Here is a 19,695-nt window from a genome sequence, read left to right as displayed (position 1 = left end):
AAGAATAATTACAAGGTTATAAGTTTTTATGCGTAACATTTAGAACCATAAATTCACAAAATACTCCGTAATGCAGTAATTAAGGGAGTAAAGTAAGGCCAGCGAGCAGTTTTGGCGGGAAAAAGCATAGCGTTTCAAAAAAATATGCCCGTCTGGTTTAATTCTGGCGGGCAATGTTTCTACAAAAAAAAGGGGCCTGACGCGCAACGCAGGCTTATATATTTTCATCTTTATTTTAAGATATAGCAATTTTTGGCCTGAGTTATCAACAGACTGTTGAAATTTTTTATATCCGGAAACATCTTCAATTTATTACCTTTGTAAATGAAGGGTGCAAAAATTGCCTTTCAATACCACATTTTTATATGGCAGAAATTATTTGCTCTTTTTGCGGCAAGCAGAAAAAAGAAGTTTCGGTGATGATCTCGGGCGTAAACGCACACATTTGCGAACGTTGTGTTGGCCAGGCCCAGCAGATCCTGAACGAGGAAAATAAGATCCGGTCGAAGGATAAAACCCCGAAATTCAATCTGGTGAAACCGCGCGACATGAAGGAATACCTCGATCAGTTTGTGGTAGGTCAGGATGAAGCGAAAAAAGTAATGAGCGTGGCGGTGTATAACCACTATAAACGCCTTATGCAAGCTCCGAAACAAGATGATGTGGTGATCGAGAAATCGAACATTATTATGGTGGGCGAAACCGGAACCGGTAAAACGTTTCTGGCCCGAATGCTGGCCGGTATGCTGCAGGTGCCATTCTGCATCGCCGATGCGACCGTTCTGACCGAAGCCGGTTACGTGGGCGAAGACGTGGAAAGCATTTTAACGCGTTTATTACAGGCCGCCGATTATAACGTAGAAGCTGCCGAACGCGGTATTGTCTATATTGACGAGATCGATAAAATTGCCCGTAAATCTGACAACCCGAGCATTACCCGCGACGTGAGTGGCGAAGGCGTGCAACAGGCCATGCTGAAATTGCTGGAAGGTTCCACGGTGAACGTTCCGCCGCAAGGGGGCCGCAAGCACCCGGAGCAGAAAATGATCTCGATCAACACGGAAAATATCCTCTTTATTTGCGGTGGCGCTTTTGTAGGTATCGAACGCATTATCAAGAGCCGTTTAAATACCAAACCAATTGGTTTTGCGAAAACGCACATTGAAGAAGCCGATCAGAATAACTTCCTGAAATACGTTTCGGCGCAGGATCTGAAAGCTTTCGGACTGATCCCGGAATTAATTGGCCGCTTGCCGGTGCTTACTTTCCTGAATCCGCTGGATAACGATACCTTGCGCCTGATTTTAACGCAGCCGAAGAATTCGATCGTGAAGCAGTACAAACGTTTGTTCGAGATGGAAAATATTGCGCTTTCGTTTGATGAGGACGCGCTGAATTACATTGTAGAAAAAGCGGCGGAATATAAATTAGGTGCGCGCGGTTTGCGTTCGATCTGCGAAAGCATCATGACCGACGCCATGTTCGATCTGCCTTCCGAAGCAGACACCAAAGAATTGCTGATCGACCTGGATTATGCCCGCGAAAAATTCGAAAAATCAGCTTTGAAACAACTCAAGGTTGCGTAGATTCGGTTTTCGAATTTTCGATTATTCGATCTGATATAAAAAAGCTCCGGAGAGATCCGGAGCTTTTTTTTGAACACGATTTTCAGGATTATTGCCTGAACTGTGAGTTTTTGATTTTTATGATTCCCGTGAATATGCAGGGACAGGTCGCGACCCAATGCCGTCAACTTAAGATACTAAGCGAAATAATATTACGTCATTCTGAGCCTGTCGAAGAAATCGCAGATTCAGCGTAGCTAAACTAACGCGTACTACAATGGAATTTTGAGCGTCTGAGCGATAAATTCCTTGCGGGTTCAGTATGCGTTAGTTCCCTCCCAAGGTAGGGATGACCTAATAATTTTAAAAAAATCCCTTAAGTTGACGGCATTGGATCGCGACCTGTCCGCACGGTATTGCGACGGTAAATGGCCTTAAATTATTGCGACTTTTTAACCTGGAAATGGTAGCGTTTTTTTGCAGATTTGTTATCAGGCAAAAAGTGTAGCAGATCAATTCGGTATCCGATTATTACCTTATTGAATCTTTACGCCTTCAGATAACCGATCATCAATTTGGCTGCCTGTTCAGCAGTATTGGCGGTTCCCAATTTGGCTTTTATTTCAGCGTATCCGTTCAGCATTTTCTGGCGATACGGTTTATCAAAAAGTATGCGTTTCAGTTCCGCGGAAATTTCCTGCGGGTTCAGGTTTTCCTGAATGAGTTCTTTTACAACTTCTTTATCGGCAATTAAATTTACCAAGGAAATATAGTTTACCTTGATCACCATTTTACCGATAGCGTAGGAAATGGCGCTGGTCTTATAGCAGACAGTTTGCGGCACGTTGAACAAAGCCGTTTCTAAAGTAGCCGTGCCGGAAGTTACCAACGCCGCTTCGGCGTGCGAAAGCAGATCGTAGGTTTGTTCGTAGAGGATTTTAATGTTTGTTCCTTGCGTAAACTGCGCGTAAAATTCCGGACTAAAAGTAGAAACGCCGGCGACTACGAATTGATGATCCGGAAAATCTGGCATTACCTGGAGCATGATGCGGAGCATATTTTCGATCTCCTGCTTCCGACTACCGGGCAAAACGGCAATGATAGACTTGGCTCCTAACCCATTTTTCCGCAGGAAATCTCCGGAAACTTTATGCGCATTTACGCTGTCGGAAACGGGGTTGCCGATGTAGTCGGTCTGATAATCGAAGCGCTGGTAAAAATCCTTTTCGAACGGCATGATCACGAACATCCGGTCAACTGACTTTTTAATACCGTGCACGCGTCCCTGATTCCAGGCCCAGATCTTCGGAGAAATGTAGTAAAACGTTTTAAAGCCTTTTTCCTTCGCGAACTTCGCAATGCGCATGTTGAAGCCGGCATAATCTACCAGGATCACAACGTCGGGTTTCCAGCTTAGAATGTCCTGTTTACATTGCTTCAGAAACCGGGAAATTTTGAAAATACTGGCCGCTACTTCCACGAAACCCATGAACGCCATTTCGCGGTAATGCGTAACCAGCTCCCCTCCTACGGCCTGCATCTGCTCGCCGCCCCAGAAACGGAATTCCGCTTCCGGATCCTGGAGTTTGAGTTGCTTCATTAAATTGGAAGCGTGCATGTCGCCCGAACGTTCGCCGGCTATGAGGTAGTATTTCACTTTTTGAATTGTTAATTGTTGATTGAATTACCAGAAAAACCAATTAGCAATTAGCAATTAACAATTAAATTACTCGCCATAGTATTCCACGAAATTCCGGGGGGTTTCGTAGAGTTTGAGGCTGTGGAGTTTGGCGCCAGAAGCCGGGGAAGCGATCTTTTCGATTTTTGGCGCCAGGATGTTCCAGAATTCGATGATGAGGTTTTCGGTGCTGGCCAATTTGCCTTCCATGAATTCCACATCCAGGTTCAGGTTCTTGTGATCTACTTTTTTGATGATATTTTCGCGGATCAGGGTGCTGAGCTTTTTCAGATCGATCACAAAACCGGTTTCCGGATCGGGTTTGCCTTTTACGGTTACGATCAGGTCGTAATTATGGCCGTGCCAGTTGGCATTGGCGCAGGGACCGAAAATTTCCTGGTTTTTGGATTGCGACCAGTTCGGGTTATTTAATTTATGAGCGGCATTGAAATGCTCGGTCCGGCTTACGTAGATCATTAATTTAATGTGCTAATTTTTTAATGTGCTAATGTGAAAATTTTCTAAGTAGTATATGGTGCATAAAATGTGCTAATTTCTCTGAAAAACGCTAGGCTTTAAGGCTAAAAAAGTCAGCAGAAACTGACCTGATGGCATAAAATTTCGTTTCCGGATCTCATTAGCACATTAACATATTCTCCACATTAGCACATTAATTAAACTTATAATTCTTTTTCAGCAGCAAATATACGAAAAAAGGCACCCCGAACAGCGAAGTTACTACGCCAACCGGCAATCCGGCGGGTGGAAAAACGATCCGGGAGAGGAGATCGCAGATAAGCATGAACAAACCGCCGGTTAAAGCGCAGAAAATCAGGTTCAGTTTGCCGGTTATGCCCAATAAACCACGGGTTACGTGCGGAATGATGAGGCCCACAAATCCTACCGGCCCGGAAAGCGCAACAGCAAAACCCGTTACCACCGAAACGGTAATTAAAATGATCCACCGGGTTTGCGCTACGTTTACGCCCAGCATTTTAGCCCGATCCGGGCCAAGTAAAAGGACGTTCAAACGTTTCTCCATGAACATAAAAACCAGCAAGGCCAACATCAAAGCCGTCGCCGGATAAGGCAAGGATTCCCAGCTGGCTTTTTCAAAACCGCCCATCGCCCAGAAAATCACCGATTTCAGTTTGCCTTCGGAGGAAGATAAAAAGGTAATAAGCGAGGTTAGCGCACCGATAAGCGAGGTTAAAGCAATGCCGGCCAGCAACATTTGCGAGGGGATCAGTTGCCCGGAACGCGTTCCGAGTGCTACCACCACAATGGTTACCACAAACGAACCCAGCAAGGCGGCGAAAGGCGGCAGGTAAATTCCGAAAACGGTTAGGTTGGTGAAGGCAAAAAAGCAAAACGAAGCGCCAAACGAAGCACCCGAAGCGGTACCTAAAATGTAAGGATCGGCGAGCGCATTGTTTACCATTGCCTGCATGAGGTAGCCACAAAAAGCCAGCGAAGCGCCCACGCAAATGGCTAGCAGCAAACGCGGCAAACGCAGATGCAGTACCGCAAAATGGGCCGGATCTTCTGCGTTATGATTAAAAAGGGCGTTCCAAACGGTAGGAAAATCTGTGTCAAAACTGCCTAGTTTCAGGCCGGCAATCGTTACCCCGAACGTGAGCAACAGCATGATGCAAATGTAGAGCAGTGGCCGGTTCACTTTTGCAGGTAATTTCTGATTTCCCGCACCGATTCTACTACGCGCGGACTCGGGCGGGCAGCCAGGTCATCGTTCAAATTAAAAATGCGCTTGTTTTTATAGGCGTCCACTTTTTTGAGTTCAGGGTAAAGCCGGAAAAAGGCCTCGTTCTGCACCTGGCTGATGCCGAAAATAAAACCGGGGTTCAGCTGCAGAACGTATTCGCGGGTAAGTTGCGGCGATTGCTGCGGAAAGTTTTCCTGCAACGCGTTCTGGCCGCCGGCTTTCTCAAGCTTATCGGTCATGAGCGTGTTACGGCCGTACACGTAGATCGGATCGGTATTAATAACCACCAAAGCGCGCTTCAGTTCCTGGGTTTTTACTTCGTTTTCGATAGCGTTTAATTCGGTTTGCAACGAATCGGTGAGTTTTTGGGCTTCGGTTTCGCGACGCATAATTTTGCCAATGTCATTCAGGCCGCGGAAAATATCGGTCACTTTTTCGTACTTCTGAAAATAAACCGGAATGCCGAGCTGCTCAATTTTGGCTGCTGTTTCCATAGAGGTAATGCCGTCTTCGGTAAAAATAATTTCCGGTTTCAGCACCAGCAAACCTTCCAGATCCAGCGGATACGAATTCACGACCGGCTTCTTTAATGCCGCTTCCGGAAAATTACAAACCTGGGTGCGGGCTACGATCAAAGAATCCGGCACTACAGCAAAAAGCATTTCAGTCATCGCGGCTGAAAGCGCCATTACGCGTTTGGGCTGGGCCGGGATTTCGAGCTTGCGCCCCAGATCGTCGGTAACGGTTATTTTGTTTGCTTCGACTTTTTGGGCTGAATCTGATAGCGTTTTTTCAGTCGTTTCTCCACAGCCGGAAAGCAAAATTGTCAGCAAAAAACTGAAAAAGAATTTCTGGAAAAACGATAGGGTTTCGGGCATAAAAAGTCGAAAATTCACTTCTATTTATTGCGTCATTCTGAGCCTGTCGAAGAAATCGCAGATTCAGCGTAGCTAGACTAACTGGTACTGCTATGGAATTTGAGCGATAAATTCCTTTCAGCAGGTTCGGTATGCGTAAGTTCCCTTCTAACGTCGGGATGACATGTAAAGATTAACCTTAGTCGGGCTTTTAAATTTTCGTAAATTTAGCCAAATTTTTACAGGCACCTAACCTTCCCTTAGATGATAGTAGTAACCGGAGCGGCCGGCTTTATTGCCAGTTGTTTAGTAACGCGGCTCAACGAAGCGAATTTTAACGACATCGTAGTAGTCGATAATTTCTCTATTGCCAAAAAAGAAAATAATCTGAAAGGCAAAAAGATAAAGGAATATGTAGACCGCATGGAATTCTTCAGTTGGCTGGAGAAAAACTACGAAGAAGTAGAATTCATTTTTCACCTCGGCGCCCGCACCGATACCACCGAGTTCAACAAAGATATTTTCGATCTGCTGAACCTGAACTACTCCAAACAAATGTGGAATGCCTGCTGCGAATACCAGATCCCGTTGGTGTATGCTTCGTCGGCGGCCACCTACGGCAGCGGCAAACTGGGCTACGACGACGACGAAACGATCATTCCGCTTTTGCACCCGCTAAACCCCTACGGCGATTCTAAAAACGATTTTGATAAGTGGGTTTTAGAGCAAACGGCCAAACCTTTCTTTTGGGCCGGCCTGAAATTTTTTAACGTGTATGGCCCGAACGAATACCACAAAGGCCGCATGGCATCGGTGGTGCTGCACGCTTTTAAGCAGATTCAGGAAACCGGTAAACTGAAACTTTTCCGCTCGCACAACCCCGATTTTAAAGACGGCGAACAAATGCGCGATTTCATTTATGTGAAAGACGTGGTGGAAGTTTGCTACTTTTTAATGCAGAACCGCAAACATTCCGGCATCTACAATTTAGGTTCCGGCAAAGCCCGCACCTTCCTCGATCTGGCTTTCCAAACCTTCCAGGCCATGGGCCGTGAAGCCGAAATCGACTTTGTTGACACGCCATCGGATATCCGCGACACTTACCAGTATTTCACCGAAGCCAACATGCAGAAACTCCGTGATGCGGGTTATGACAAGCCGTTCCATACTTTAGAAGAAGGCGTGCAGGATTATGTGAAGCATTATTTGCTGGAGGGGAAGTATTTTTAGGGAGCTTACGGATACAATGCTGATAACCGTAGTTGTTTTGTTTATCCAGTAGTTGGGTGAAATAAAATTTAAGAGAACCAGAATGTTAAAGAAAAAAATTAGAGCAGGGACTTTAATAATTTTGGCTGTTTTTATGACCTTCTCTTGTAAAGAAGCCTCGAAGAAAAGTAAATCAGCTACAAAAGAAGAGTTACTAAAAAAATATTTCACATTACTAGATTCCCTTCCAGAACACGATACTTTAAATTCTGATTACAGTCATATAAGAGCTTACTATAGAAATGATACTGCCTTCTTGAAAGAACGGAATAATCAAATTGAGTTTTTAGTAGAAAACAAAAATAAATGGGCTTATTCAGAAAGTTGCCTCAGTTTGTCTCCTTTGAACAAATTAAAGGCGTCAGAAGCATATAGGTTTCACTTTGAAGGAAATAATTGTCCTTATGATTTAAGTATCACCATCTATAAATCGGATGACAAAATGAAAATTCATTTCTTTCGATATGTAGCAGGTAATGAAAACAGCCGTTGTAGGATAGTTAAAAACTTTACTAAAGATTTACTTGATAAAGATTGGGCAGAATTTAAAAAAGCGATAAAGTATGCTGATTTCTGGGGAATGAAAGAAGATAATGGTGTGCCTGGAGTTCACGGCCGGTATCTACGTGTAAAAGGGTTTAGACTTCCTACCGGTTATCCAGAACCATTATACAAAAGCATATATAGATTTAGTCCTCATGATACAGCATTAAACGACCTTTTCTATAAAGTTTTAGAATTGTCTGGAAATGAGGATGCCTGTGATCAAAACAGATAAAATTACTTAACCCAACAAAAGCTAAAAATCATTAAAACGTTTTTTAGCCCAGACGTTGTAGCCTAGTTATCAAAATCCTGCAAAGAAAAAACAAGTAAAAAACGCTATCCAAAGCCATGGAAAAACTCGAGATCCGCAACAGCATTACCATAAATGCCGACCCAACTAAAGTCTGGGAAGTTTTAACGCAACCGGAACAAACCAAAAAATACATGTTTGGCTGCGAAGCGATCTCCGATTGGAAACCGGGCAGCCCTTTGCTCTGGCAGATGCAGCACGAAGGCAAAGATTTTGTACCCGTAAAAGGAAATATCGTAGCCATTCAGCCGGAAGAAATGTTGGCTTACACCGTTTTCGATCCGCATACTACCATTCCCGATATACCCGAAAACTACCTGACCGTAACCTATGCGCTAACCAGTGATAATGGGAAAACGAATTTAACCGTTACGCAGGGCGATTTTAAGATCGTAGAAAACGGCGAAAAACGCTACCAGGAAATGTACAACAACGGTGAAGGCTGGACCCCGATCCTGGTACAGATCAAGAAAGTTGCAGAAAAAAGTTAAATTCGCGCTTCAACCCCGCGCTCCCGGAAAGCTGTTTTTGTTTTCAGAAATATCCTGCAAAAATTCCGGGCTCGGCTTAATTCATTAATATAATATTCAAAAAACCACTATGGAAGTAAAAGACAGCAACGGCAACATCCTGAACGAAGGCGACACGGTAACGGTAATTAAAGACCTGAAAGTGAAAGGTTCTTCTTCCATTATTAAGCGCGGCACGGTGGTAAAAAACATCCGCTTAACCAACAGCGCCAATGAAATTGAAGGCAAAGTTGGCGGCTCCGTAATTGTTTTAAAAACCGAATTTATGAAGAAGTCGTAAGAATTATTTTCTGCTTCAGGATATCGCCGGAAACAGCAGGTACAAACACCACCGTTCCGGCGATATTTTCATTTTAAGCGTTATAAGTCCGGATCATTGCCTGAAAAATTAAACTGCAAAAAGCGACACCAGGTATGGTCAGGATCACTTTTAATTTCGGATTAAAACGGTAATTTTCCTTTACAAATTTCACGCTGATCTGACCTAAACCGATGAACGACACCTACCTTCACCTCACGCTAACCCATTTCCCGATAGTAGGCAGTTTTATTGCGTTTATACTCTTGTTCTCGGGTTATATCCAGAAAAGCGAAGGCATTACCAAAGCCGCTTTATTTTTACTGGTCGCCCTGGCACTGGTAACTATCGTGGTAAACCATACCGGCGAAGAAGCAGAAGAATTTGTGGAAAATATGGCCGGTTATTCGCACGAAGCCATTCATGAACACGAAGAAATGGCAGAATGGGCTTTCCGGCTCATGCTGGCAACCGGTCTGGGCGCAGCCACGGCTTTGTATATGTTCCGGCGCAAAGCTCAGAAAACCCGTTTGCTGGTTGGGCTGGTATTATTCCTGAGCCTGGCAACCTGCGGGCTCATGGTGTGGGCAGGTAAAAAAGGCGGCGAGATCCGGCATACCGAAGTAAATTCAGTATCCGAAACGAATGCCCCGTCAGAAAACCATGCGCATTAATTAAAAGCACTTCAGACTCTAGAATTTTTCTGGCAGCCCAAACCCTTGAAACCAAAAAGTGCTTTCAGCCTTAACCGAAAGCACTTTTTGAGCTTAAAACCCTAGCGTTTTATGGCGGAAAATCACATCGTAAACCGAAGGCCCAGGTTATACCAGCGGCCCGGCATTGGTACGGCGCCGGCTTCCACGTAAGTTATGTCCATCAGGTTGGTTGCGTCGGCATTAATGCTGTAGTATTTCGCTTTAAATTCCAGGCGCGAATCCACCAGCGTATAAGCCTTGTAATTGATGCGCTCGCAATGGCGGGCAGCCAGCGTTACGTTAAAGTGGCGGTAGAACTCCAGGTTAAGGGTAGCGGTCAGCTGGTTTCGCAGGCTTTCCAGGGCATAACGCGATATTTTCTGCGTTTGCTCCTCGGTTTTCCGGAATTTAGGATCGAGATACGTGTAAGCCAGGCCCGCAGTTAAATTGAAGTTCCGGGCATTTTGCGCGGTACCAAACGGGCGGTAATCGGCGCTGAAAGTATAACCCTGCGTATTTATTTGCTGGAAATTCTGCGGTTGCCATGGCTGGCTAAGGTCGCTGCGGACCCAATCAATAAAATTGTCGATCCGGCGGTAAAAGTAGCTGGCATTCACGAATAAAAACCGGTTGTTGTATTTCAGTCCGCCTTCGCCGTATTTCGAGGTTTCCGGTTTCAACTGGTCGTTTCCAATATTGGTCGGGCCTTTATAATACAGGTCGGTATAAGTCGGCAAACGCTGCCCGGAACCTACATTCATAAATACTTTCCAGTTCGGGTAAATATCGTAACCGGCATCCATTCCCGGGAAAACTTCCCAGCCGTAATCGGAATTATAATTCGTGTAAGCCCCCACATTTACCAGCAGTTTTTCTACTTTATCGAATTTATACTCACTGAAAACGCCCAGATTGGTTCGCTCCCGCTCGCCCAGATTGGTACTCTTAAGATCTTCTTTGCGCGCTTCCAACCCCAATCCAAACGTTCCGATCCCGGTTTCCAAAGTATTGTTCAGTTCGGCATTCAGCGTCTGGCTTTTATGCTTATTATGAAATTTATCGGGCATCTGCTTTATGTAAAGGTAATCGTCCTGGTTGTGGCGGAAGCTTACCCGGGGTTTCAAGGTCCAGAAATCATTGATCCGGGTTTTGTAGGAAATGGCTGCCAATGCCGTTTCCACGGTTTCTTCCGATTCCTTATCGCCGGGCGCGGCATAAAAGGCATTAGCACCAAAATTATTCCGGATAAACCCGCCCGAAACTCCAAATTCGCTATGGTTTTTGGTGCTGAAACTGCCCTGGTAAAATGCTTTCTGGTTCCTATAAGCCGTATTGTAACGGTAACCATTTCCGGCATCGTGGCTCAATGACAATACATGGTTCTGGTTTGCTTTTACAAATGCGCCGGTAGCCTGCACCCCAAAACTGGCATAAGTATCGCCGGTGCTATCGTCTTTCTTAAAGCTGCTCCCCGCGTAGGTCTGGGCCGAAACCCCGGTTTTTTCAGGCGTTTTAGTAATAATATTGATGGCTCCGGTCAGCGCGTTTACCCCGTAGATCCGGGCGGCCGACCCCCGCAGAATTTCAATGCGTTCAATGGCATCCAGCGGAACCGGAATATTCATCATGTTGTGCCCGGTTTGCGGATCGGAAATTTTTACGCCGTTCAGCAAAAGCAACGTTTGGTCGAAAGTTCCGCCATCCAGGCTCACGTCGGTTTGAACGCCTTTCGGGCCGCGCTGCCGCACATCAATACCGGCCACGTAACTCAGTAATTCGTTTACCGAACGTACGGGCATGATTTGGCTCATAGCCTGATCGATAATACGGATATTGCGGTTCTGCTGGGCAAATGGTAACTGAATGCGGTTTTCCTGAATAATTACCTCGTTCAGCAACTTGCCAGAACCTTTTGATTCGTCTAAACGGCTAAGCAATGAATCTGTTTGTAAGGCCTGGTCTTGCGCCTGTAAAGTCATGGAACTTATCGCAGCCAGCGAAATACTAAACGTTAATTTTTTAAACATTATAAACAGCTTTGAGAGAGAGATTTGTTTATGGGTTTGCTTACCCTGCCAATCAGGATAAATCAGAACGACTTCAGAGCAGCAACATGTTTTGAACTTTATTTTGAATTTACCTTTGGGAATTTTCCTGGAAGGAAAGCGGCTAAAACGGGCTCTGTTTAGGGCACTTAGGAATTTTATCCCTTATAATAACCTAATACCATCCGCTTTTAGAAAACTGAATCATAAGGGCAAAGTAATATATTATATCATTTGTTCAGGATTTTCGTGTGATATACCGTCTAATTCCGGCTCAAATGTAGGCAAGAGATTTATAGTTTGAAGGAAATAAGGAATAAAATTCCTGAATTTATCCGCTAACGGGATCTAACATGCAATAAGACTTAGGTATATCCTGGCGAATATGATCGGGAAATCCACTTTTAACACCTGCTGTGGAAAATCAAAAACAGGCGTTAAGCGTCAATTATTCAGATTTTAACAGGCGTATTATATATCGCAGACTTTTTCGGGTTTATTCCCTACCGTTTTTCCGGTTACTTTAAAACAGCACCGAAACCTGCGCCCGGCCGGTATGCACAGCCCGCACGGCCTCCGGTTTCCGGCCATCGTAGATCAGCGAAATATTAAGGCCGTTGCTCAATCGTTGCTGCACCGAAACATTCCAGGTAGCATTGTTTCCCGGCCGCAACGTGTTCAGAATTTCATACCCTACCGCCGAATTTTCATCGCCGGTAAAACCGATGCGAATGTATTTGATGGTGGCTGTTACTGTGCGTTTGCCAACCTGGCTCAGGCGCGAATCCAGGCCCAGCTCATTAAAAACAGCTTCTTCGCGCTCGCCGGGTTCCTGGCCGGGCATGGGCTGAGGCGCAAATAAATTCCGTTTGCGGGAAAAAGAATAATTACCGGTGAAACGCAGCTTGGTGGTTGGCTGATAAGCTAATTCCGGCGTGGCGGTATAACTTTCTATTTTAAAATTCTTGGTAGACAAGTAACTCGACTGGCTTTCGCGGATATTGCGTTCTAAAAGCACTTTCGAGGCGAGCACTTCGTTCAGGTTATTGCGGGCCGTAAAGCTCTGCGTATTCTGGTTGCGGGTATCGGTGCCGTTGCTGAGCAGAATTTTCTGCTGGCTTTGCTGCATGGTAAACTCCAGGCCGTATTTGGGATTGCTGCGGTTAAAATAAAGCGTATTCCGGAAAGATTTGGCCAAAGAGATCAAGAACAGGTCTTCAATATCGAGGCTGAACGGATTGAGGCGGTTGAGAATATTCTTATCGGTCGTTTTTTTATCGATGTTGATATAAGTAACGGTATTAAAGCGCGATGCAAAATCCCGCCAGCCCTTCTGCCCTTCCCAGTTGCGCGGCATGGAACCGCTCAAACGGTACGAAAACTGGTTCGAATAAGCCGTCACGTATTCATCCGTGGGCAGATAAACTTTAATGTGCGTGCGGCGGTCAATTTCCGGGCTTTGCGCTTCAAAATAATCGTTCAGATTTTTCGGATCGCCGCCTTCGCGCAAATAATGCGTTCCCTGGCCGTGCACGGTTTCCACAAAAACATATTCCCGCTTTTGTTCCCGGCCGGTGGCCACTGCATAACTCAATTCCGAACGCAGGTGCCGGTCCAGAAAATCGCCGGTCCAGTCAATTTTAGAAAGTACAGTGTTTTCGTTAATGGTGTCGTTGGTCGTTACGTCGCGGTAAGTCAAAAGCAGATTCAGGTCGTTGAACTCCCCCAAACGCGTGCTCAAGGTTGCATTATACGTGTTCGAAAGATCCCGTGGCCGCAGTTCGCCGCTAATGGGTTGGCGGTCGTCGCGGCGGGTATAATCGAGGCGGTAACGCACACTCGAAGTATCGTTGCTTTGCAGGAAAAATACGTGCTCATCAAAAAAATTAGCCGAACCGATCACCGAATCCGGCGCGCTGGTTAAACTCAAACGGTTTTTATCGAAACGGTAAACGTAGCCCGGCACCACGTATTTCAGGTTGTATTTAAAGCCCGCATCACCCCGCACCCAATCGCTCTGCGACTCTGAAACGGTATTGTTTAAAAGGAAAAAACTGCCTTTCAGCTCCAGTTTATCAAATTGCTGCGCCACATCGGCCCAATGCTGCAAACCATCTACCTGCCCTTGCCGGTAACGCCGCGAAATGCGGTAATTCACCAGGTTCTTTTCATCTTTAAAAAGTCCGGCCGAGAAATTCAGGATATTGTCGTTGCGGCGCGCCGTATCGGTATTCACGCTCCAGTCACGGTCAAATTCAATGTCGCGGTAGCGGTCTATGGCTTCAAAATCGGCATCGGTATACTCGTAATTGAGCGTGCTGCGAAGGCGATAATTTTTTAAAGCCGGAATAACCCTGTCCACCATTTCGTAACCAATTTTCATGGCGCGCCCTTTATCATCCTCCGAATCCAGTTCCGAAAAACGGTTCCGATCGAACTGCGAAGTGGCAAATTCCGCAAAAACCGACGTTTCTTTCGTAACCTGATAAGAGCCGCCGGCCGTGATCATTTGCTTTTTTATTGGCAACGGTAACTGCCGTACCGGCATGTATCTTCCCTGCCGCACGCCGTTAATCGGGGCTATCCATTTAAAAACCCGGCCGTTTATCGAAGTATTTTCCTGCACATAATCGCCGTTGCCGATCCCGAAATCCGAAAACCGGACCGTAAAATGCGCCGAATCCGGATCCTGGGAATAAACAAAGATCCGGAAAGCCTGCCCGTTTACGATTGTATCGCGGCGCGCGTATAAAACCTGCTTGGCATCGAACGCTACCGAATCAGCCCCGGAAACTACCGCCTGGTTCAGATCGTCGCCGATCTGGGAAAGCAGCCGTTTCTGGTTTTGCTTCAGATCTACCTGGTTGGGGTTATTGGGGTTATCGCTTTCGTTGTAATAATTGAGCTGAAATTTCAGGTTCTTAAACGTCTGGTAATGGCTGGCATGCGTTACGCTGCGGCTGTAATTCTGGTCCGAATATTCAAAATCTACCCGGATACGGGTGTTGCGGGTTATGAGGTGTTTGGGCGTAAACGTAATTTCGGCCTGGTTATAATCGATCACGTAATCATAATCGAAGCCCCGCTGCAACAGCCGGCCATCCAGGTAAACTTTCTCCGAATTCGCCAGCACAATAATGAATTTATCGCCGCCAATACCATTCAAACGATAAGGCCCCTGCACACTTTCTATGGGCGTAATATTCTGCGAGGCGAATTTTCCCTTGGCAACGGCGGCGGCAATAGTAGTGGTAGAGCTTTTATGTTCCTTCGGTTCCGAAAAAACTTCCAGCGCGCCGCCCTGCACATTTTTATAGAACCGCAGGAAGTTGGAAGGCTTATTCCGTAATACCACGTCACCGCCGGTAAGTGCCCAGCGTTTATGCTGCAGGGTAATAAAAACCCGGTCAAATTCCTGCAACTGCTGCGTATTGCCTTCCGGCTGAAACGGAATATTCTGGTCGGTAACCGACGCAATGATGTTGATGTCTTCCGAAAGTTTTCCTTCAAGTTGTAAGTTCAGCGCCGAATTCACGAACACGTTCTGGGTATTGCCGAAGGAAAGACCGCGGGTGTAACTACCGCTTTTATTCAGGCCGGGCGTTTTAAAAAGCTCTTCCTTCACCGAAAAATCTTCGAAGGCATAAGCCCTTTCAAAGGAAACGGAATCCATGCGGAGCAGGTCGCGTTTAAAATACGGACGGCCTAAATTAAGGGGCAATACGCGGTAGCAAACCAGAATAGAATCCTGCCAGAGTACATTTTTAAACGTAAACAGGTTGGTATTTACGTCGTAGGTATAATCCAGAACTTCCTGCGCGTTGTTGAAAAACGTAACCGAATTGGGCAAAAGGGTAAGCGAATCGAGGGCAAAACTCTTTTCAGTAACGTTCACCCATTTACAGCGCCGGCTCGAGATCTGGGCAAATGCGAACTGACTTAGCAGGAAAAAGAAAAAAAATAAGCTAAGCCGCTTTTGCATATCACGCCAAAGGTAGTTCAATAAAGAATGTGGTGCCCTCGTTTTCTACGGTTTCGAACCAGATCCGGCCGCCGGCGCCCTCAATGCCTTTTTTAGCCACTGCCAGCCCAATGCCCGAACCCGAATATTTGGTACTGAAATTCGGAATAAAAACCTTGTCCTGCACTTCCACCGGAATGCCGGCACCGTTATCTTTTATGCTCACCAGCACTTTATTTTCCGGAACCTGGCGCAGGGCTACCTGAATAAACGGTTCGCGGCCTGCCGGTATTGCCTGCAAGGCGTTCAGAAACAAATTATTAAAGGTCCGCATCAGCAGTTTTTCATCCGCCATTACGTAAACATCATCCGCCGCCAGGATGGTTTCAAACTTCGCCGTTAGCGGGTCGTGATTCAGGTCTACGCTTCGTTTCAGCACAGTGGCCAGGTTTATGCGTTCCGGTTTCAGTTCCGGCAAAGCGGTAAACGAAGAAAACGAAGTGGCAATATCGCTCAGAATATCAATATTGGTGATCAGTGTCTGCGAAATTTTACTGATCAGCTCATCCACATTATCGCGTTTTTCGGCAATGGCTTTTTGCAGGTATTGCAGCGAAAGCTTCATGGGCGTAAGCGGATTCTTGATCTCGTGCGCCACCTGCCGGGCCATTTCCCGCCAGGCCGCTTCTTTTTCTTTCACCGCCAGCTCTTCCTTACTTTCTTCCAGCTTCGAGATCATCTGGTTATATTCTTTCACCAACAAGCCGATTTCATCGTTCGAATTATATATAATGCGTTCGTTCTGGCCGGTTAAAGTAGTTTGTTTCAGCTTTTCAGTGATCAGGTTCAGCGGCACGGTCAGTACCCGGGCCGCCAGATACGTAAGCACCATAAACCCGATGAACATGAGGGTAAAAATATTGAGAATGGTAGTTGCCAGCTCGATCAGTTTAAGGTTCAGCTCTTTTTCAGAATCGAAAAACGGTAGGGAAATGAAGCCTAAAAGTCGTTGGTTGCCATTGCCGAAAACCGGCAGGTAAAGCGAACTAAAATTGAGCAACCCGGCTTTTTCGGTTACCAGCACGTGCTTCTTTTTATCTTCTGTAAGCGCTGCGTAAGCCTGCGGATTGATGAGCTTGGAAAGCAGACCGGCTTCAAAAATAAGCGGCTGGCTCGCTGCCTGCAGTTTCCCGTCGGCGCTGTAAAAATTAATATCCGTTTCCGAAAGATTCGAAAAATCGATCAGAATGCCTTCCAGCAGACTTTTATCGGCCAGATCGGTACCGTTTTTCAGTGCGGCCGTTAAATTATCCTGAATAAGCTGCCCGCGTTTTTCGTACGTTTCGGAAAGGTCTTTCTGATAAGAATCGGTAATTAAACTTCCAATGGAAATACTGATGAGCAGCAAAGGCACAAAGATCCCGAAGTTTAAGAATAGCTGGATCTTGGTACTGAAGTTGGTGCGGAAACGCGTTAAAAATTCGCCTCTTGCCACCAGGTAAATACTTAAAGCGGCCAGCAAAAACGTTAAATGCAGCAGAAACAAAAATGAGAAATTCGACCAGATATCGCTTAGCAAATATTTGTTCGTAGAAATAACCAGCACGGTATCTTCCACCTGACGGATGGCCAGGTGATCACGGCGTTTGCCCTCGCGGCCGGTGGTAAAAATGCGTTCGCTTTCCAGCCAGGTCGGGTCAAACTGGTAACCGTAATCATAATCGCCGAAGCTCGTACGCAATTCCTTGTCTTTGAAAATGGCATAACTCAGCGATTTGGATTGCAAGGGCTGGATCGATTTCTGATCCACGAGCAATTCCGGAATTACACTGCGGGGCGTTAGCTTTTTGGGATGCAGTTCAATAATGATGGTAGCTTTGCCTTTATTAGAGACCGGCACCGAAATAATTTTCACGTAGCTGCGGCTGTTAAGTTCATTATTAGAGCGCAGCAAAAATAAATTCGGGTAGCTGGTCCGTTCGGCACGCGTAACGAGCAACATGCGCTGTTTCACCACCGAATTAATGGAATCTGGCGCACCAATTTGTTTTCCGCCAGCATCGAAGATCTTCACCACGGTTTCGTATTTCTCAAAATCGTTGCGCAGGTAATACTTCTGAATTTTCTGTTTAATAAATTCCGGATCTACCAACGCACCCGATAATTTTTTCTTAATCAGCGGATCGGCTACCACTTCGGTAGCCACTTTTTCAAGCAAAAATTCGCTTACCACATCGTTTTCCTGGGTCAGGGTTTTGGCAAATTGCTGTTTATGCACCTGTAATTGTTCGTGGTAATGCCGGTAAAGCGCCATGCTCCCGATCCAGGCACTCAACGCCACGATCAGAATGCCGAACAGGTACTGGCGGTCGGGTAAATTGGTGGCACTGGTAACGCGGGCTTCCCAAACCTGCAAAATGGCGGTAAAGAGCAGGGCCGCAAACACCAGAAAAGAACCCGAAAGCTCCATAAAATTGGTGATCGTAAACACGAACGCCAGGCCGAAAAGCACAAACAAACTCGGGTAAAACGAAAAGCGCGGCAAACTGAAATACGCAATCATGAGCAAATAACAAAAGCACATGAAAGCTGCCGTATTGATCAGGATCCCGGTTAGCAAAGCAATCTTATAAAAATCGAATTCCAGGCTTTGGGTAATATCCAGCACCAACAGCGAGTTGGTATATACGCTCACGTAAAACTGATACAGTAGCCAAAGCAGAAAATAAAATGCTACCAAAGTAAAGATCTTCAGCCAGATCGCATTTTCAGCATTCAGCTTCAGGTTGGCGTACCAGTCGGATTTACCGCGTTGTAAACCGATCAGCTCAAACCCGATCAGCAGTACCAGCGATGCGTTGAGCAAAAGGTCACCAATAGAAGGCGACCAGAAGGAAGCCGCATAATATTTCGGGTCGAAAAGCCCGATCCGGAGCATATCGGAAGGGAAATTAAAAACCAGCAGTACAATGCGGAGAACCACTATGCCGGAAATAAAGAACAACACCGCCCGGGTAGGCATGTTTTTAGTCCACAGTTGCTTCCGGAAGGTATGCAGCAAGGCAACCGAGAAGATGGCGGCCAGTGAAAATAAAAAAAACGCCGGCAGATTGCGTTGCACCGCCGCAACGTCGTCTTTAATCGGGAGAATGGAAAAAAGGTAATTTCCGCGGGGCGAATAGATCTCGGGTAATTTCGCCGCCAGATCTACTACCAGGCTGGTCTTCAGATCCCCAAAAATTTCCGGGTTCAGTCCCGAAACCAGGTACCGGTTATTAATGCCGTAATTCACTTCCAGCGGCACACAAACCAACACTAAAAAATCAGGCTCTACGGCGTGTTTTACAACCATAAATTTCCCGAATTTATTCTCAACCAGCTGTTCTTCTTTCAGTTCATAAATATTCTCGAAATCAGAAAGGGTTGAATTATCGGACCAGAAAAGGAGTTTGCCTCCTTCAAATATAAAAGTCGGGTATTGGGTATGGGTGAGCAGGTTTTTGAAGTCGTGGTTGCCGGCCATTAATTCGCCTTCCAGGTGGCTGGCACTGCGGTTTGCCCGGGCCAGCACCGAATCGATCTTCACTTCCACCTTCGATACCGATTCTTCGGAAGTAAGCAAACCCACGCCGGAAGGTCTGTGAAAAAGCGAGCCGAACATCAAGCTAAGCAGTACGCCGATTATGAGTATAAAAGATTTGGGGGTAAGGTTCAATGCGCAGGAAATGGGTTACAGGCCAAGTTAAACAAAAACCATGCAATTCATCAAATCGGGCTTAAAATTAAAGCATACGCCCGGGTTTTAAACAGAAAAACAATAGCGTTTTCTAGACTATTTTTCCCAGCCAGATGAACTGCAAAAGAAAAACGAATAGAAAACGCTATGGTTCTGGCCCTAGAAAGTGCCGGATAATTTATGATACGATAGCTTAAGCCACCTGATTTTTTTTATACTGCCGGTACCAAAGAAATCCAACCGTACCTACCAGGATATAAGGAATAGCAACCAGGTAAAGAATTCCCGTATTCAGGCTGGTACCAATTTTCTTTGCATGGTCATTATCTTTACTCTCTCCTACCTGCGCCCGGCACATAACGCAACCCTGCGCATTGGCCTCATTCGGCATTAAACTGAGCGAAGCAGCCAGAAACAAACTGAAAAAAAACGCTTGCAGATACTTTTTCATAATCTACCTTATTAAAACCCCAGAAAAATAA

Annotated in this window: 14 protein-coding genes; 6 read left to right on the top strand and 8 right to left on the bottom strand. The window is 45.8% G+C overall.

Annotated features, from left to right (window positions below; genetic code table 11):
* Positions 1 to 365: 365 nt before the first annotated feature.
* Positions 366 to 1,586: an ATP-dependent Clp protease ATP-binding subunit ClpX gene (gene clpX / locus I5M27_RS04985; protein WP_200505079.1), complete on the top strand. Its 1,221-nt coding sequence runs from the start codon at positions 366 to 368 to the stop codon at positions 1,584 to 1,586.
* A 526-nt stretch (positions 1,587 to 2,112) separates the two neighbouring features.
* Here the strand turns inward: clpX and lpxB are convergent.
* From lpxB to I5M27_RS04965, 4 genes are all read right to left on the bottom strand, one after another.
* Positions 2,113 to 3,222 (bottom strand): lipid-A-disaccharide synthase, encoded by a 1,110-nt coding sequence (gene lpxB, locus I5M27_RS04980; RefSeq protein WP_200505078.1) that lies wholly within the window; start codon positions 3,220 to 3,222, stop codon positions 2,113 to 2,115.
* 69 nt (positions 3,223 to 3,291) lie between these two features.
* Positions 3,292 to 3,720, bottom strand: coding sequence for a 6-pyruvoyl trahydropterin synthase family protein (locus tag I5M27_RS04975; RefSeq protein WP_200505077.1), 429 nt, complete (start codon positions 3,718 to 3,720; stop codon positions 3,292 to 3,294).
* 193 nt (positions 3,721 to 3,913) lie between these two features.
* Entirely contained in the window at positions 3,914 to 4,921 is a 1,008-nt protein-coding gene (locus tag I5M27_RS04970; protein ID WP_200505076.1) for a FecCD family ABC transporter permease, read from the bottom strand.
* Positions 4,918 to 5,844, bottom strand: coding sequence for an ABC transporter substrate-binding protein (locus tag I5M27_RS04965; RefSeq protein WP_200505075.1), 927 nt, complete (start codon positions 5,842 to 5,844; stop codon positions 4,918 to 4,920). The genes I5M27_RS04970 and I5M27_RS04965 overlap by 4 nt, the downstream gene beginning before the upstream one ends.
* Before the next feature lie 243 nt (positions 5,845 to 6,087).
* Here I5M27_RS04965 and rfaD point away from each other — a divergent pair, with 243 nt between their 5' ends.
* The 5 genes from rfaD to I5M27_RS04940 all read left to right on the top strand — a co-directional run bounded on the left by rfaD (position 6,088) and on the right by I5M27_RS04940 (position 9,450).
* Complete coding sequence (gene rfaD / locus I5M27_RS04960; RefSeq protein ID WP_200505074.1) at positions 6,088 to 7,053, top strand: ADP-glyceromanno-heptose 6-epimerase; 966 nt, start codon at positions 6,088 to 6,090, stop codon at positions 7,051 to 7,053.
* 82 nt (positions 7,054 to 7,135) lie between these two features.
* Entirely contained in the window at positions 7,136 to 7,870 is a 735-nt protein-coding gene (locus tag I5M27_RS04955; protein ID WP_200505073.1) for a hypothetical protein, read from the top strand.
* A 116-nt stretch (positions 7,871 to 7,986) separates the two neighbouring features.
* Positions 7,987 to 8,439 carry an SRPBCC family protein gene (locus I5M27_RS04950; protein ID WP_200505072.1) on the top strand — a complete coding sequence of 151 codons (453 nt, stop codon included), beginning with the start codon at positions 7,987 to 7,989 and terminating at the stop codon, positions 8,437 to 8,439.
* A gap of 109 nt (positions 8,440 to 8,548) precedes the next feature.
* Positions 8,549 to 8,758, top strand: a complete 210-nt coding sequence (locus I5M27_RS04945) for a zinc ribbon domain-containing protein YjdM (RefSeq protein ID WP_200505071.1) — start codon at positions 8,549 to 8,551, stop codon at positions 8,756 to 8,758.
* A 212-nt stretch (positions 8,759 to 8,970) separates the two neighbouring features.
* On the top strand, positions 8,971 to 9,450 hold the full coding sequence (locus I5M27_RS04940; protein ID WP_200505070.1) for a DUF2231 domain-containing protein: 480 nt from the start codon (positions 8,971 to 8,973) through the stop codon (positions 9,448 to 9,450).
* A gap of 122 nt (positions 9,451 to 9,572) precedes the next feature.
* Here I5M27_RS04940 and I5M27_RS04935 read toward each other — a convergent pair whose 3' ends face one another.
* The 4 genes from I5M27_RS04935 to I5M27_RS04920 all read right to left on the bottom strand — a co-directional run bounded on the left by I5M27_RS04935 (position 9,573) and on the right by I5M27_RS04920 (position 19,664).
* Positions 9,573 to 11,498: a TonB-dependent receptor plug domain-containing protein gene (locus tag I5M27_RS04935; RefSeq protein ID WP_200505069.1), complete on the bottom strand. Its 1,926-nt coding sequence runs from the start codon at positions 11,496 to 11,498 to the stop codon at positions 9,573 to 9,575.
* Positions 11,499 to 12,039: 541 nt separating this feature from the next.
* Positions 12,040 to 15,498 (bottom strand): hypothetical protein, encoded by a 3,459-nt coding sequence (locus tag I5M27_RS04930; RefSeq protein ID WP_200505068.1) that lies wholly within the window; start codon positions 15,496 to 15,498, stop codon positions 12,040 to 12,042.
* Between the two features lies 1 nt (position 15,499).
* The gene (locus I5M27_RS04925; protein ID WP_200505067.1) at positions 15,500 to 19,192 is read right to left on the bottom strand and encodes a sensor histidine kinase; all 3,693 of its coding nucleotides are present in this window, start codon (positions 19,190 to 19,192) and stop codon (positions 15,500 to 15,502) included.
* Positions 19,193 to 19,406: 214 nt separating this feature from the next.
* Positions 19,407 to 19,664 carry a hypothetical protein gene (locus I5M27_RS04920; RefSeq protein WP_200505066.1) on the bottom strand — a complete coding sequence of 86 codons (258 nt, stop codon included), beginning with the start codon at positions 19,662 to 19,664 and terminating at the stop codon, positions 19,407 to 19,409.
* Between the last annotated feature and the right edge of the window lie 31 nt (positions 19,665 to 19,695).

Origin of the sequence: Adhaeribacter terrigena (assembly GCF_016623615.1) — a bacterium.
GTDB classification, from domain to species: domain Bacteria; phylum Bacteroidota; class Bacteroidia; order Cytophagales; family Hymenobacteraceae; genus Adhaeribacter_A; species Adhaeribacter_A terrigena.
The sequence above is the reverse complement of the archived record's forward strand: the minus strand, read 5'-3'. Positions and strand labels throughout refer to the sequence as shown.